The following is a 15042-nucleotide window of genomic DNA, read 5'->3' on the forward strand; positions in this document are numbered from 1 at the left end:
ATAAAATGGATAAAAAATTAAGATTTGGATTGATTGGTTGTGGCAGGATTTCTTTTAAGCATATTGAAGCCTTAGCAAATAATTATGATAATGCAGAATTAGTTGCACTGTGTGATTTGGAAATTGAAAAAGCTGAATTATTGAAAAAAAGATACATAGAGCTATTGGATAAAAAAAATGTAAAGATAAATAACATAGAAATATATCGGGATTATCAAGAACTACTAAAAAGAGCCGATATAGATATAGTGAGTATTGCTACATATTCGGGTACACATGCAGAAATAACTATAAATGCTTTGAAATCAGGTAAACATGTAATTGTTGAAAAGCCAATGGCTCTATCTATCAAAGATGTAGATGAGATGATTGAAACTGCTAGAAAATATAACAGAAAATTAACTGTATGCCATCAAAATAGATTTAATTCAACTGTTCAAAAATTGAGAAAAGCTATAGAAGATAAGCGCTTTGGCAAATTGGTTCATGGAGTTGCCAGTATAAGATGGAACAGAAATGACGAATATTATAAACAAGCTTCCTGGAGAGGTACATGGGAACAAGATGGCGGAACTTTAATGAATCAGGGCATACACAATATTGACCTTCTCCAGTGGATGATGGGACCTGTTGAAAGACTCTACGCTGAAGCAGACACATTTTTAAGAAATATTGAAGGAGAAGACATGGGAGCAGCAGTACTGCGATTTAAGAATGGTGCTATAGGAATTATAGAAGGAAGTGCGTGTATTTATCCTAGAAATCTTGAAGAAACATTGAGTATATTTGGGGAAAAAGGCACAGTAAGAATTGGTGGAGTTGCTATTAACAAAATAATTGACTGGAAGTTTGCTGATGGATTAGATGATGAAGAAGAAGTAAAAAAAGAAGCTAATTATGAAGATCCAGATACAGTATATGGCTATGGTCATACTCCTTTATATAAAGATTTTATTGACGCAGTGCTAAACGATAGAGAACCTTACATAACAGGCGAAGATGGTAAAAAAGCTGTAGAGATAGTGTTGGCAATTTACAAATCAAGAAAAACCGGTTTACCTGTAGAATTTCCTTTAAAAGATTTTTCAACACTTGATATGAAGGAATGATGAAAATGAATTACATATCTGAAAAAGCCAGAATTGGACAAAATGTAATAATAGGCTATTTTACAGTTATTGAAGATGATGTAGAAATAGGAGATAACTGTGTTATAGGGAATAATGTTACTATATATAAAGGAAGTATCATAGGTAACAATGTAAGAATTGACGATAATGTAGTAATTGGCAAACAGCCAATGAGAGCTGCGACTAGTATTTTTAAAGATAAGCAACAAAAACCTCCTTGTAAAATAGGGGATGATTGTATAATAGGTACTTCTACCGTGATATACGCTGGCTGTGAAATAGGTAAAAAGTGTTTAATTGCTGATTTAGCAACTGTTAGAGAAGATGTAGTGATAGGTGATATGACTATTGTAGGGAGAGGTGTGGCAATAGAAAATTACTGTAAAATAGGATCTAAATGCAAAATAGAAACAAATGCCTATATCACAGCTTATTCAGAGTTAGAAGATGAAGTTTTTATTGCTCCTTGCGTCGCAACTTCTAACGATAATTCTGCTGGAAGAGATCCAGACAGATTTAGCAAGATGAAAGGAGTAACTGTTAAAAGAAAAAGTAGAATTGGAGTCAATGCTACAATATTACCTGGAAAAGTAATAGGTGAAGATGCCTTTGTTGGAGCTGGTTCAGTTGTGACAAGAGATGTGGAAGATGGTAAGATTGTGGTAGGTAATCCGGCTAGAGAGTTTATGAAGTAGGAGGTCAAAATGAAAGTTATATCTTTAGTAGGTGCAAGACCACAATTTATAAAAGAAGCTGTTTTGCAAGAGCACTTTATCAAAAATGATATCCAAGAAATACTAGTCCATTCTGGGCAGCACTATGACTATGAAATGTCAGATGTTTTCTTTAAAGTTTTAAAAATGAGAAAGCCAGATTATAACTTAAATGTAGGTTCGGGTAGTCATGGTGTTGTTACAGGTAAAATTATGATAGCTTTTGAAGAGGTTTTAATGAAAGAAAAGCCAGATGTAATAGTTGTATATGGAGATACTAATACAACAGTTGCGGGAGCATTAGTTGGAGCAAAATTAAAGATTCCTGTAGCCCATGTGGAAGCAGGTATAAGGCAGCAGCCTAAGGATATGCCTGAAGAAATAAACAGAGTTGTGACTGACCACATTTCGCAATACCTTTTTTGTCCGTCGGAACTTGCTGTAAAAAATCTTGAAAGAGAAAATATAAGAGATGGTGTATACTTTGTTGGGGATATAATGTATGATTTAGGTCTTAAAGAAAATGAATATATTCTATGTACAATCCATAGAGACTTTAACACTGATGATCCTGAAAAATTGAAAAACATCTTGAGTGGTCTTTCTCAGATTGCCCATGATATGAGAGTAATATTTCCAATACACCCAAGAAACTAAAAAAATGATAAATCAATTTGGATTTGAGTCTCTATTAAAAAATATTACTGTCATAGAGCCAGTTGATTATTTAAGTATGATGGGACTTTTATAAAAATGCTTTATGGTAATAACAGACAGTGGCGGCTTACAGAAAGAGGCCTATTTTGCTGGAAAGAGAGCTTTAATTGTAATGCCGGATACAGGATGGCGAGAATTAATTGAGATAGGCTGGAATAAGCTTGTAAATATTCATGATATATATATTAATTACCAAGGCATTGTTTATGAAAGAAGTAATTCATTTAGAAAGACTTACATTTATGGAGAGGGGGAATCTGCGCGGAAAACATTCGAAATCCTTGAAAATGGAATAGGAAGACAATTTTGCGAAAAAAAGTTTGAAGATATTCAATAAGATAAGAAGAATAATTGCAAAAACGATAGAATTGCAGTTAATGTAGTAATTTATTCTTTATCTTGATTCTTTATCTTAGAGAAGAATAATAGGTAAGGCACTTCTATTCATAACATTTGTTGATAATTAAAGAAGTAGAAAGAGGAAAGTTGAAATGAGATGAGCAATCCTGGAAGGGTAAGAAAATAGGAGGTTTTGAAGTGAGAAAAAGAATATTGCATATTTTGTTTAGCAACAAATATTCAGGGGCTGAAAATATAGCAATCAATATAATTAAAGGACTTAATTCAAAATACGATTTTGCCTATGCTTGCCCATATGGTCCTATAGTAGAGGTTTTAAAAAAAGAAGGCATCAATTATATTCAATTGGAGGGTATGCCACTTCTTAAAATACGCCATATTGTTCAAAAATGGAAACCAGATATTATTCATGCTCACGATTTTAGAGCCAGTATTCTATCTGCTTTTTCGCTTTTATCGGTACCCGTAATATCACACCTACATAACAATCCTCTTTGGATTAAAAGCTTAAATTTATATTCGATCATTTTTTACATTGCTTCTTATAAATTTACTAAAATATTGACAGTTTCTAATGCATTTGGTGATGAATATATTTTCAGCAGACATATAAAAAATAAAATTGTTGTAGTGCACAATGCTGTAGATATCGAGAAAGTTAAAAGTATGGCTAAAAAAATTGAAAATACAGAGCAATATGATTTGGTTTTTATTGGTAGACTTACAGAGCAAAAGGATCCAATAAGGTTTATTGATATTGTAGCTGAATTACATGACAAATATCCTAATATTACTGCGGCAATAATTGGTGATGGTGAATATAGAGCTGATTGCGAAAGGCATGTGTATGAACGTGGAGCTGAAAAGTATATAAAAATGTACGGATTTGTTCAAAATCCATTTGCAATAATCAAAAATGCACGCATTGTGGTGATGCCTTCAAAATGGGAAGGTTTTGGTCTTTCAGCTGTAGAAGCTATGGCACTTGGAAAGCCAGTTCTTGCTTCACCTGTAGGAGGTCTTAAGGAAATTATTGACAATTCGTGCGGTCGTTTGTGCCGAACAAACGAAGAGTTTGTTGATGCTTGTATTGAGTTTTTGGTTAATAGTGATTATTACGCTAAGGCCAGTACGGGTGCCTACAAAAGGGCACTTAAATTTGGAGATATTGAAGGTTATTGTGGCAAGATATCAAACGTATATGAAGAAATTAAATAAATATATCATTTTAGTCCACTTTCTTAAGGGTAAGTAGGAGGGTTATTTAATGTGAGTAGATTAACGATATTTACGCCTACATATAATCGAGCATATACATTATCAAGACTTTATGAAAGCCTGAAGCAACAAACATGTAAGAATTTCATGTAAGAATTTCATTTGGTTGATAGTAGATGATGGTTCAACAGATAACACATATGAACTTATAAGAAGTTGGATGGATGAAAAACTTATAAGCATAAAATACTATAGACAGCAAAATAGTGGAAAACATGTAGCGCATAACGTTGGAGTAAATCTGTGTGATAGTGAACTATTCTTCTGTGTAGACTCTGATGATTGGTTACCAGATTATGCAGTTGAATTTATAATAAAATTCTGGGAAAATAATTATTCGCCTGAAATAGTTGGGATTGTGGGGTTGAAGGCATTTGAGAGTGGAGAAGTAGTAGGTTCATACATGCCACAAGGAATTACTAAATCTACATTATTTGATCTTTATAACAAATATAAGAAAAAAGGCGATTCAGTTTTAATTTTTAGAACAGATGTGCTAAAAAGATTTCTGTTTCCGGTAATTGATGGAGAAAAATTTATTACAGAAAACATAGTATATGATATGATAGATCAAGAATATCAGTTGTTGGTTGTAAATAAGGTTCTTTATTATTGTGAATATTTAAATGATGGTTTGACAAGAAATGCTGTTAGATTGCGAAAGAATAATCCTAGGGGGTATATTTTATACTATAGAAATCGCGTGAAAATTGCTCCTACTTTGAGCTTGAAGTTTAAATATATAACCATGTATTCTGTTTACAATATGTTAGCAGGAAAGAAAGGTTGGATAAAAAAATTCTCCATATAAATTTCTGACTCTTATATCAGTTCCATTTGCAATAGCAATTAAGTTTTATAGATATCATAATGTGAAATAACAAGATAAAGGTGTGGCAGTTATGGATGTAGTTTTGATGACATTTGTTGACTTCGAAGACACACAATCAAGTGGTTTTGTAAAGAAAATAGAAGGTCAGGCAAAAGCATTTAGATATTTTGGATGTAAGGTCGCACTTGCTTATTATCGTAAAGATTTGTATTGTATTGATTTACCAGATGGTAAAACAATCTGTCGATATGCAAATAGCACAAATAGGATTTTATATAGAAGAACAGCCTATCAAAGTATTGAAGATTACTTAAAATCTAGAAAAAGTACGGATCTTCTTTTTATAAGATCACTTTATTGCGATTTTCAGCTTATTACATTTCTAAAAAAAATTAGAAAATATGTAAATAAAATAGTTTTGGAAATTGTAACATATCCTTTTGATGGTGAGATAAAGCGAAATATTAGATATGCATTTAAAGAATATAAATTTAAGCGAGTATTTATTGAAATTATAAAGTATGTTGCATATCTTTTAAGCAGAAACTTTTTAAAATTTTATGTAGATTATATAGTGGTATATGGGAATAGCGATAAATATATATGGAAGATACCGTCTATTACATTAGATAATGGAATTGATACGGAGAATATACGCAAACGTATCCCTAAAAATTTAAAAAGCAACAAAATAGTAATGCTGGGTGTTGCTGGACTTAGAGATGTTCATGGTTATGATCGAGTAATAAAAGGAATTGCTAATTATTACAAAAAATACAATAATAAACCTGAAGTGGATGTGGAATTTAGAATTGTAGGGATAGGAATAGAGCTGCCAAGACTTCAAGAATTAGTTAAAAAATTGGATGTGGAAAACTATGTTAAATTTCTTGGCTTTAAATCGGGAAATGAATTAGATGATGAATATGATAATGCAGATGTTGCAGTTTCGGCGCTAGCATTACACAGAATAGGTTTGAAGGAGGGATCACCATTAAAACTTCGTGAATACTGTGCAAAAGGGATACCTTTTATTTACGCATATGAAGAGAAAAATCTTGATGAAAACGTACCTTTTGCATTAAAACTTGAAGCAAATGATAGCGACATTGACATTGATCAGATTGTTGATTTTTCCATGAGGTGCAGAAGTATTGATAATATAACAGATATAATAAGACAATATGCGGAAGAAAATTATGAGTGGAAAGTTCAAATTGGAAAGTTACTTAAAACTTTAGGAGTAATTTAGAATGTACATTATAAAATTATAAGTCATAGTTCGTACAAATGGAAATTCCAATAAAATCAAAAATTTGCAAATCGGAGTGTATAGATTATGATAACAAACTATGCTATTTTTTTGCTTTTAGGTTTTTTCTTAGGAATAGTAGTATTTGGTATCTTTCACCTATCTATAGATGCAGGTTTATTTTTAGGATTATTTTTATTTAGTGATTCTCTTTTGTTTATATTGAGTAAGGTTTTGCCTGATTACAAATCTTTACTAGTAATTTTTCTATTTTTTATAGGTGTAACTATATCATTAGTTTTACTTTTCCCTTATAGAACTTTTAAAGGATTAGATGAAAGGGGAGTTTTTTATTGGACTTTGTTTTTATTGTATACTTTATTATCTCTTATTTGGAGTTCAAATAGAGAATATGGGTATTTTAAACTTTTGCTTTTTTTAGTGAAAGGTTATTTTCCAGGAATAGTTGTTTTTATTGTCTTTAAAATATTTAAAAAGTTTGCCTATAAATCTTTAATTTTTTGGGGAGTTATATACAGTATTGTATTATTAATTTATGGAACTTATGAATATCATGGACGCATAAGCTTACCTGGACAAAATCCAATATGGACTGCGCGTTCTTTAATCCTTTTTATAACAATTCTTCTTCTATATCAAGAGAAGAGTCGACTATTGGTTATTTGGAAAATAGTACTTTTGTGTTGTAGTATATATCTATTTTTAAAAACTCAATCACGAGGTCCATTAATTGCTTTTATTTTTACATGGACATATTATATAATTAATAAGTTAATTGGACCAAAAAATGGTGGTTTATTTAGGGTTAAATTATCTAAAACTATTTTGACGTTTATGTTTTTAATATCTCTTTTTGTAATGACCGTTATGTTACCAAGTTTTAATCAATCAAGCGTATTTAACGGGGATAACCGATTTGCAGTTTTAATCAATAAAAACCTCTTAAGCGAAGATCAAAATTTTGTTTCACGAAAAATTATGTGGAAAGAAGCTTTAAATAAATTTTACAATAGTCCATTTTTAGGTGTAGGCGCAGGAGGTTATTCATTTAGTGGGATAGACTATCCTCATAATTTATTACTCGAAATAATGAGCGAATTAGGGATTATTGGTTTAATTTTATGGGGTATGTCTTTATACAGGTCTTTTAAAGCTACTAAAGGAGATTTAATAATGCGAATGTTTTTCTTGCAGACAATCTTTTTTTCATTATTTAGTGGTGATTTAGGTGGAAATTATGAGCATGTTATAATTGGATTGGCAGCTTTGGCAAAAAGACAAAAAGTTTAAGATATCAAACCATAGATATAAAATTATTTTTATGAGAAAACTTTGCTTACAAAAATTAGGGATACTAGTAAATAACACCCTTTTACACATAGTTCTACGCGTGTTCGTGCATCTATAGTAGAATAATAATTAGAATAAAAGCCTCAAATTATTATAAAAAACTGACAGAGTGGATGATGATTATATGAGCAATAAAATAAACACTTATAAAATTTTATTTATAGCAACAATTGAATCCCATATATTAAATTTTCATATTCCTTTTATACAATATTTTCAAAACAAAGGATGTGAAGTCCATATAGCGACAAAATTGGAAAATAGACAGGACGAACTAAAAAAATTGGGAGTTGTATATCATGGCGTTGATTTTGAAAGATCTCCATATTCATTTTCTAACATAAAGGCATTAAAGCAATTGATAAATATTATGAAGAGAAATAAGTATTCACTAGTCCATGTCCATACTCCTGTTGGAGCTTTTCTAGGTCGACTGGCTGCAAAAATTACAAATACAAAGCCTGTACTTTATACAGCCCATGGATTTCATTTTTACAAAGGAGCTCCTTTGAAAAACTGGATTATATATTACACAATGGAAAAAATAGCTGCTCATTGGACAGATGGACTTATAACTATGAATGAAGAAGATTTTAATATTGCAAGGAAGTTCAACTTGAGAAGAAAAGATGCAGTGTTTTATGTGCATGGTGTTGGTATAGATATTAATAAATATTGTGTAAATGATGAAGAGAAAAGAAAAAAGTTGAGAGAAGAATTAGGCTTTTCAGAGGATGATATTTTAATATTGACTGTGGCAGAAATAAATACCAATAAAAATCATAAGCAAATAATCGATGCCATAAAAATCCTGAAAAATTACACTGATATTTACTATCTCATTGTAGGCACTGGAGAAAAGGAAGAGAAATTAAAAAACTATGTTTTGCTTAATAATTTGGAAAATAGAATAATATTTTTGGGATATAGGAGAGATATTTCAGAAATTTTAAATGCTGTTGATATTTTTGCATTAACATCTTTACGGGAAGGTCTTCCAAGAGCTATAATGGAAGCAATGGCAGCAGGTAAACCTATTATTGCCACAAATGTAAGAGGGAATAGAGATTTAGTTAGAGATGAGGTCAATGGATGCTTGGTTCCTGTAAATAATATAGAAGAAACAGCTAAAGCAGTTGCAAAATTAGCCGAAAATAAAATGTTAAGGACCAAGATGGGAGAAGAAGGTAAAAGAATTATACAAGATTATGCTATCGAAAGAGTTTTAAAAGAAATGGATGAGATATATAGTCTGTATTTGTAACTAGTAAGACTTTTAGGGTAGGAAGGATGAAGTAGAAAAATCTTTTTCTCCTGAGAGAGTTAAAACTGCACTTTATCGTTTTGGAATTTTTCCTCCTGAAAATGTTCTTCATATTCATGAAGACTTGCTAAAACAAAAGTACGTAAGAAAGTCTTCTTGGACTATAGCTAAAGTATTAGTTACAGAGAATGAGATTGAAGGGAATTGGCTTAATCTGAGACTTGATGAGATAGATAGATTTATCCATAAACGGATTAAATTTTATTTGGATGATAAATATGCAGATCGTACATATTTCCCGAGTATTCTCATTCAATATATTACTTGGAAAGATAAGAATAGAATTTTAAATGATTACTGATATAATTTTTGAGTGTTTGGCACTAGATAGATATCAAATTGAAAATGGAAAAATAATTAATGCCTTGCCTGCATCTACAGAAACTAACCACATACGAAAAATAAACTTGAACAAAAATTATGTGCTTTAGGTTGTTCTGTACCTTTACAACATCTCCAAGATGCTTGTGAAGACTATGCTGAAGAGCGTTGGGCGGCAGCTAATGCGTCTATTCGTTCTTTTCTCCAAGAGATATTTGATAATATAACAGAGATTATACCAAATTTTCACAAAGAAGGGTTAGATCCCGAAGGAGCGCAACGCCAATTTCGAGAAACAATAAAGTTTTTAACCAATGAGGAAGCAGAATTTAGTGCGTGCTCTTTTTAGAATTCTTCACACCAATGGTCCTCACCCCGGCCTTTCGGATGAAAGTGATTGTTCTTCAAGGATTTTGATGTCCATTGGAATTTGCTTGGCGATTCCTCTCGCGATTTTTAGAAAAAGGAGGGAGTTATTCTTGGAGTTAGTTATAAAAAGATTAATTGACATTTTTGTATCACTTTTTTTATTAATTATTTTGTCACCTCTGCTAATTATTATCTCCTTAATTATTTTTATTACGATGGGGCCTCCTGTTATATTTAAACAAGAAAGACCGGGATTTAAAGGTAAACCTTTTACAATATATAAATTTAGGACAATGACTAATGAAAAGGATGAATATGGTAATCTTTTACCAGATGAAAAACGCTTAACTAAAATAGGTAAATTCCTTAGAAGTACAAGTCTTGACGAATTACCGGAATTATTTAATGTTTTAAAAGGAGATATGAGCTTAGTGGGGCCAAGACCCTTGCTTATGGAATATTTGAATTATTACACAGAAGAACAAATGAGACGTCATGATGTAAAACCAGGTATAACTGGTTGGGCACAAGTAAATGGACGCAATAGTCTTTCATGGGAAGAGAAATTTAAGCTTGATGTATGGTATGTAGATAATTGGAGTTTATGGCTCGATTTTAAAATATTATTCTTAACACTTATAAAAGTCTTAAAAAGGGAAGGTATTTCTGCTGAAGGTTATGCTACAATGCCAAAATTTACGGGAAGTAAGGATTAAGAAGTGAAACGGAGGTATCAACAATGAATAATATAAAAGATATAGTGATTATAGGTGCAGGTGGATTTGCCCGAGAAGTTGCTTGGTTGATTGAAGATATTAATAAAGACAAACGAAAATGGAATTTATTAGGATTCATTGATGAGGATATACACAATAAAGGAAAGATTTTAAATAACTATCCTGTATTAGGTGGTTTTGAAGTAATTGAAAAATTTAATGATTTGTATGTAGTTTGTGCAGTAGGTGATCCAAAAATTAAAAGAAATTTAATAACAAAAGCTTTAAAATATAATGTAAAATTTGCAACGCTGATTCATCCTAGTGTTATAATGTCACAATATTTGACAATTGGTGAGGGTTCTATAATATGTGCAGGAAATATTATTACTACAAACATAAAAATTGGGTCACATGTTATAGTTAATCTTGATTGTACTATAGGTCATGATGCTGTTATAAGTGATTATGCTACGATATTACCTAGTGTAAATATTTCAGGAAACGTATCTATTGGAGAAGGATGTAGTATTGGTACAGGAAGTGCGATAATACAGGGTAAAAAAATTGGCGAATGGTCAATTATAGGTGCAGGGGCAGTTGTTGTTGATGATATACCGCCTTATTGTACAGCAGTAGGAGTTCCAGCAAAGCCAATAAAATTTCATGAGGAGGAAAAATAAATGAAAGTTCCTTTGTCAAAACCGGATATTACCCAAAAAGAAATTGATGCAGTTGTAGAGGTTTTAAAGTCGGATATTTTAAGCATTGGACCCAAGATAGAAGAATTTGAAAGAAAGATAGCTGATTACGTAGGGAAAAAATATGCGATTGCAGTAAATAGTGGGACGAGCGCTTTGCATTTAATAGTAAGGTCATTAGGGATAAAAGATGGAGATGAAGTTATAACTACACCTTTTACTTTTATAGCATCTGTAAACTGTTTTTTATTTGAAAGGGCAAAGCCTGTTTTTGTGGATATAGATCCAGACACACTGAACATGGATATTAACAAAATAGAAGAAAAAATAACAGAGAAAACCAAAGCAATTCTAACAGTAGACGTCTTTGGGCAACCAATGGACATGGAGAAGGTAAATGAGATAGCCAAAAAATATGGTCTCAAAGTTATCGAGGATTCCTGTGAGGCGTTAGGTTCAGAGTACAAAGGTATTAAAGCAGGAACATTGTGTGATGCAGGTGTTTTTGCTTTTTATCCTAATAAACAGATTACAACTGCTGAAGGTGGGGTAATTGTTACAGATAATGAAGAAATTGCACAATTAAGTAGAAGTATGAGAAGTCAGGGAAGGCCTATTACTGGATTGTGGTTAGAACACGAACGGCTCGGTTTTAACTACCGTCTTAGTGAATTACATGCTGCTCTTGGAATAGTTCAGTTAGAGAGGATAGAAGAGATAATTAAGAGGCGGTCAGAAATAGCTGAGAAATATAATGAACGATTGAGAGATGTCAAGGGAGTTAAAATACCATACATTGCTCCTGAAGTAAATAAGATGAGTTGGTTCGTCTACGTGATAAGAGTAGATGAAAACATAGACAGAGATAAGGTTATGCAGTATTTAATTGACAATGGTATAGGTTGTAGACCGTATTTTACGCCAGTACATTTACAATCTTACGTAAAAGAATTAACTGGCCATAAAGAAGGAGATTTTCCTATAACAGAGAAAGTGGCAAGATCTACAATAGCTTTACCTTTTTTCAATAAAATAACAGATGAACAAATTGATTATGTAGTCGATAAGTTAAAAGAGGCGATAAAGATATATAGTAGGTAAATGGGAGAGATTTATATGTGGAAAAACAAGAGAAAAATTTTATTATTGCTTATTGACATTATCCTGTTGAATATAGCATATTTTCTAGCTTTTTATTTGCGCTTTGACTATACTATTCCTCACCAATATTTTCTCTTATACAAAAAAACCTTTTACATAGTAGTTGCAGTTACTGTCGTAACATTTGTCTTTTTCAAACAATACAATAAAATCTGGAGATATGCAAGTTTACATGATATTATGGATTTGATTATTTTTATTACCATTGGCAGCGCTATGGCTGCTTTTGTTTTACTATTTTTACAAATACGTTTGCCACGTTCTATTTATCCTTTATACTGGTTTTTGAGTGCATTGCTAATAGGTGGAAGTCGTATTGCTTATAGAAGTTATATGGAAAATAACAGTAAAGTTAAAGTAAAGAATATAAAATACAAAAAAGTGTTAATAGTAGGTGCTGGAGATGCTGGGCGTATACTTGTAAGGGAGATAAAAAATCATCCAGAAACAGGCCTTAAGCCTGTAGCAATGGTAGATGATGATGTGTCTAAATTACACAGAAGTATTGATGATGTGCCTGTTGTGGGGAAAATTGATGATATTCAGGAAGTTATTACGGAGAAGGAAATTGATGAAGTTATTTTTGCTATTCCTTCTGCACCCAGAACTGTTTTGAAAAAAGTTATTGATAAATGTAGTGAAATGCGCATAAAAGTTAAGACATTGCCAGCTATTTATGAGTTAGTTGATGGAACAATATCGATAAGCAGTATAAGAGATGTTGATATAAATGATTTGTTAGGTAGAGAACCTGTCAAAATTGATTTAGAGGAAATAAGCAGTTACATAAAAGGCAAAAAAGTTATGGTTACAGGGGGAGGAGGATCTATTGGGTCTGAACTTTGTAGGCAAGTAGCCAGGTTTTCACCCTCTCGCCTTATTATACTAGACATATACGAAAACAATATGTATGAAGTACAGCAAGAATTGAAAAGGAAATATCCTGAACTTGATATTGTTTGCTTAGTAGCGAATATAAGAGAGGAAAAGAAAATGAATAAAATTTTTAGTAAGTATACTCCTGATATTGTTTTTCATGCAGCTGCTCATAAACATGTTCCATTAATGGAGGACAGCCCTCATGAAGCTATTAAAAACAATGTATATGGGACATTGAATCTTGTAAAAGTTTCTGACTTATATAATGTCAATCGCTTTGTAATGATTTCGACGGATAAGGCTGTCAATCCTACAAGTGTTATGGGAGCTTCTAAGCGCATATGTGAGATGATAATTCAAGAATATGATAAAAAAAGTAAAACTGAGTTTGTTGCAGTGCGATTTGGAAATGTGTTGGGAAGCAATGGAAGCGTTATACCTCTTTTTAAAAAGCAGATTGCAGAAGGTGGACCTGTTACGGTGACCCATGAAGAAGTAAAAAGATACTTTATGACAATACCAGAAGCTGTTCAATTGGTTATACAAGCAGGTGCTATGGCAAAAGGGGGCGAAATATTTGTACTTGATATGGGTGAGCCGGTTAAAATTATAGATTTAGCAAGAACGTTAATTCGATTATCGGGTTTTGAGCCTGATGTAGATATACCTATTAAGATTATTGGTTTAAGGCCAGGAGAGAAATTATTTGAGGAATTATTAATAAGTGATGATAAATACGTGTCGACAAAGCATGAGAAAATTTTTATTGAAAAGCCTGTTTCTGTTGAGTATGGGAATTTAATTTTAACATTGGAAAAATATAAAGATAAGATAGACGATATGAATGAAGATGAAATAAGAGAGTTTATAAAATCCCTTGTACCAGAGTATAACCCTGATTATCAACGTTTCTTAATGGAAGAAATTGCTGCTACTGAAATAGAATAGTTTTTGAATTTTAATAAGTGAGGAGATACGTATAATGAAAGTTTTAGTCACAGGCGGTGCAGGCTTTATAGGTTCACATATAGTAGATTTGCTGATTGAGAATGGATATGAAGTCGTAATAGTGGATAATCTTTCAACAGGAAAAAAAGAGTTTATAAATAAAAAGGCTATCTTTTATAAAAAAGACATCACAGATGAAGACTTATGTGAAATATTTGAAAAAGAAAAACCTGATTATGTAATACATCAGGCAGCTCAAATAGATGTGCAGAAATCAATTGATAATCCTGTATTTGACGCGAAGGTAAATGTACTGGGGACAGTAAATTTACTGGAATGCTGCAGAAAAAGTGGTGTTAAAAAGATTGTATATGCTTCATCGGCAGCAGTATATGGAAACCCTGAGTATCTTCCTATTGATGAAGGACATAAAATAAATCCCATATCTTACTATGGCATATCAAAACACACACCAGAGCATTATTTTGAGGTATACAGTCAATTGTATGGATTGAAATATACGATTTTGCGCTATGCAAATGTATATGGAATAAGGCAGGACTCAAAAGGGGAAGGTGGAGTAATATCTATTTTTATAGATAAAATGCTTAAAGGGGAAAGACCTATTATTTTCGGAGATGGAAACCAAACAAGGGATTTTGTTTATGTAAAAGATGTAGCTAAAGCCAATCTTCTGGCATTGGAGAGAGGAGATAATGAGATTGTAAATATAAGCACAGGAAAGCCCACAAGTATAAATGCTCTTGTTGAGATGATGAATAAAATCATGAATACCTCTTTAGAGCCTATTTATACAGAGCCACGAAAGGGAGATATAATGCATAGTTATCTTGATAATAAAAAAGCATTGGAAATACTCAGATGGGAGCCAAAATATAGTTTGGAGGAAGGGTTAAGGGAAACAATTGAGTATTATAAAAGGGAACGTCAAATAACGCTATGAAGATTC

General features: G+C 31.9%; 14 protein-coding genes. All 14 read left to right on the plus strand.

The genetic code is table 11. The features are described from left to right. The first annotated feature begins 5 nt into the window (after positions 1–5). The 14 genes from TKV_RS03210 to TKV_RS03280 all read left to right on the plus strand — a co-directional run bounded on the left by TKV_RS03210 (position 6) and on the right by TKV_RS03280 (position 15036). Positions 6–1109 carry a Gfo/Idh/MocA family protein gene (locus TKV_RS03210; RefSeq protein WP_049684728.1) on the plus strand — a complete coding sequence of 368 codons (1104 nt, stop codon included), beginning with the start codon at positions 6–8 and terminating at the stop codon, positions 1107–1109. Beyond that, a complete protein-coding gene (locus tag TKV_RS03215) occupies positions 1106–1825 on the plus strand; it encodes an N-acetyltransferase (protein ID WP_275451146.1) in 720 nt (239 codons plus the stop codon). Before TKV_RS03210 ends, TKV_RS03215 begins: the two co-directional genes overlap by 4 nt. A 9-nt stretch (positions 1826–1834) precedes the next feature. Continuing rightward, the gene (locus TKV_RS14235; protein ID WP_201769484.1) at positions 1835–2500 is read left to right on the plus strand and encodes a UDP-N-acetyl glucosamine 2-epimerase; all 666 of its coding nucleotides are present in this window, start codon (positions 1835–1837) and stop codon (positions 2498–2500) included. Positions 2501–2603: 103 nt separating this feature from the next. Further along, positions 2604–2897 (plus strand): UDP-N-acetylglucosamine 2-epimerase, encoded by a 294-nt coding sequence (locus TKV_RS14240; protein WP_201769485.1) that lies wholly within the window; start codon positions 2604–2606, stop codon positions 2895–2897. Between the two features lie 200 nt (positions 2898–3097). Then, on the plus strand, positions 3098–4138 hold the full coding sequence (locus tag TKV_RS03225) for a glycosyltransferase (protein WP_049684729.1): 1041 nt from the start codon (positions 3098–3100) through the stop codon (positions 4136–4138). 166 nt (positions 4139–4304) lie between these two features. Further along, positions 4305–5009: a glycosyltransferase family 2 protein gene (locus tag TKV_RS03230; protein ID WP_158506591.1), complete on the plus strand. Its 705-nt coding sequence runs from the start codon at positions 4305–4307 to the stop codon at positions 5007–5009. Between the two features lie 91 nt (positions 5010–5100). Then, positions 5101–6282, plus strand: a complete 1182-nt coding sequence (locus tag TKV_RS03235; RefSeq protein ID WP_049684730.1) for a glycosyltransferase — start codon at positions 5101–5103, stop codon at positions 6280–6282. 87 nt (positions 6283–6369) lie between these two features. Next, on the plus strand, positions 6370–7593 hold the full coding sequence (locus TKV_RS03240) for an O-antigen ligase family protein (protein WP_049684731.1): 1224 nt from the start codon (positions 6370–6372) through the stop codon (positions 7591–7593). A 184-nt stretch (positions 7594–7777) separates the two neighbouring features. Continuing rightward, positions 7778–8917 (plus strand): glycosyltransferase family 4 protein, encoded by a 1140-nt coding sequence (locus TKV_RS03245; protein WP_049684732.1) that lies wholly within the window; start codon positions 7778–7780, stop codon positions 8915–8917. 860 nt (positions 8918–9777) lie between these two features. Further along, positions 9778–10383: a sugar transferase gene (locus tag TKV_RS03260; RefSeq protein ID WP_049684733.1), complete on the plus strand. Its 606-nt coding sequence runs from the start codon at positions 9778–9780 to the stop codon at positions 10381–10383. A 23-nt stretch (positions 10384–10406) separates the two neighbouring features. Next, positions 10407–11066: an acetyltransferase gene (locus tag TKV_RS03265; protein ID WP_148307240.1), complete on the plus strand. Its 660-nt coding sequence runs from the start codon at positions 10407–10409 to the stop codon at positions 11064–11066. Then, a complete protein-coding gene (locus TKV_RS03270; RefSeq protein ID WP_049684734.1) occupies positions 11067–12185 on the plus strand; it encodes a DegT/DnrJ/EryC1/StrS family aminotransferase in 1119 nt (372 codons plus the stop codon). It abuts the gene before it with no gap. Between the two features lie 15 nt (positions 12186–12200). Beyond that, a complete protein-coding gene (locus TKV_RS03275; protein ID WP_049686191.1) occupies positions 12201–14072 on the plus strand; it encodes a polysaccharide biosynthesis protein in 1872 nt (623 codons plus the stop codon). A 34-nt stretch (positions 14073–14106) separates the two neighbouring features. Beyond that, positions 14107–15036, plus strand: a complete 930-nt coding sequence (locus TKV_RS03280) for an SDR family oxidoreductase (protein ID WP_049684735.1) — start codon at positions 14107–14109, stop codon at positions 15034–15036. Positions 15037–15042 lie beyond the last annotated feature (6 nt).

Origin of the sequence: Thermoanaerobacter kivui (assembly GCF_000763575.1) — a bacterium.
Lineage (GTDB): Bacteria > Bacillota > Thermoanaerobacteria > Thermoanaerobacterales > Thermoanaerobacteraceae > Thermoanaerobacter > Thermoanaerobacter kivui.

What these genes read in the sequence shown, in the direction of transcription:
- TKV_RS03210 (WP_049684728.1), top strand. Translation starts at nt 6, where the DNA reads ATGGATAAAAAATTAAGATTTGGATTGATTGGTTGTGGCAGGATTTCT.
- TKV_RS03215 (WP_275451146.1), top strand. Translation starts at nt 1,106, where the DNA reads ATGATGAAAATGAATTACATATCTGAAAAAGCCAGAATTGGACAAAAT.
- TKV_RS14235 (WP_201769484.1), top strand. Translation starts at nt 1,835, where the DNA reads ATGAAAGTTATATCTTTAGTAGGTGCAAGACCACAATTTATAAAAGAA.
- TKV_RS14240 (WP_201769485.1), top strand. Translation starts at nt 2,604, where the DNA reads ATGGTAATAACAGACAGTGGCGGCTTACAGAAAGAGGCCTATTTTGCT.
- TKV_RS03235 (WP_049684730.1), top strand. Translation starts at nt 5,101, where the DNA reads ATGGATGTAGTTTTGATGACATTTGTTGACTTCGAAGACACACAATCA.
- TKV_RS03240 (WP_049684731.1), top strand. Translation starts at nt 6,370, where the DNA reads ATGATAACAAACTATGCTATTTTTTTGCTTTTAGGTTTTTTCTTAGGA.
- TKV_RS03245 (WP_049684732.1), top strand. Translation starts at nt 7,778, where the DNA reads ATGAGCAATAAAATAAACACTTATAAAATTTTATTTATAGCAACAATT.
- TKV_RS03265 (WP_148307240.1), top strand. Translation starts at nt 10,407, where the DNA reads ATGAATAATATAAAAGATATAGTGATTATAGGTGCAGGTGGATTTGCC.
- TKV_RS03270 (WP_049684734.1), top strand. Translation starts at nt 11,067, where the DNA reads ATGAAAGTTCCTTTGTCAAAACCGGATATTACCCAAAAAGAAATTGAT.
- TKV_RS03275 (WP_049686191.1), top strand. Translation starts at nt 12,201, where the DNA reads ATGTGGAAAAACAAGAGAAAAATTTTATTATTGCTTATTGACATTATC.
- TKV_RS03280 (WP_049684735.1), top strand. Translation starts at nt 14,107, where the DNA reads ATGAAAGTTTTAGTCACAGGCGGTGCAGGCTTTATAGGTTCACATATA.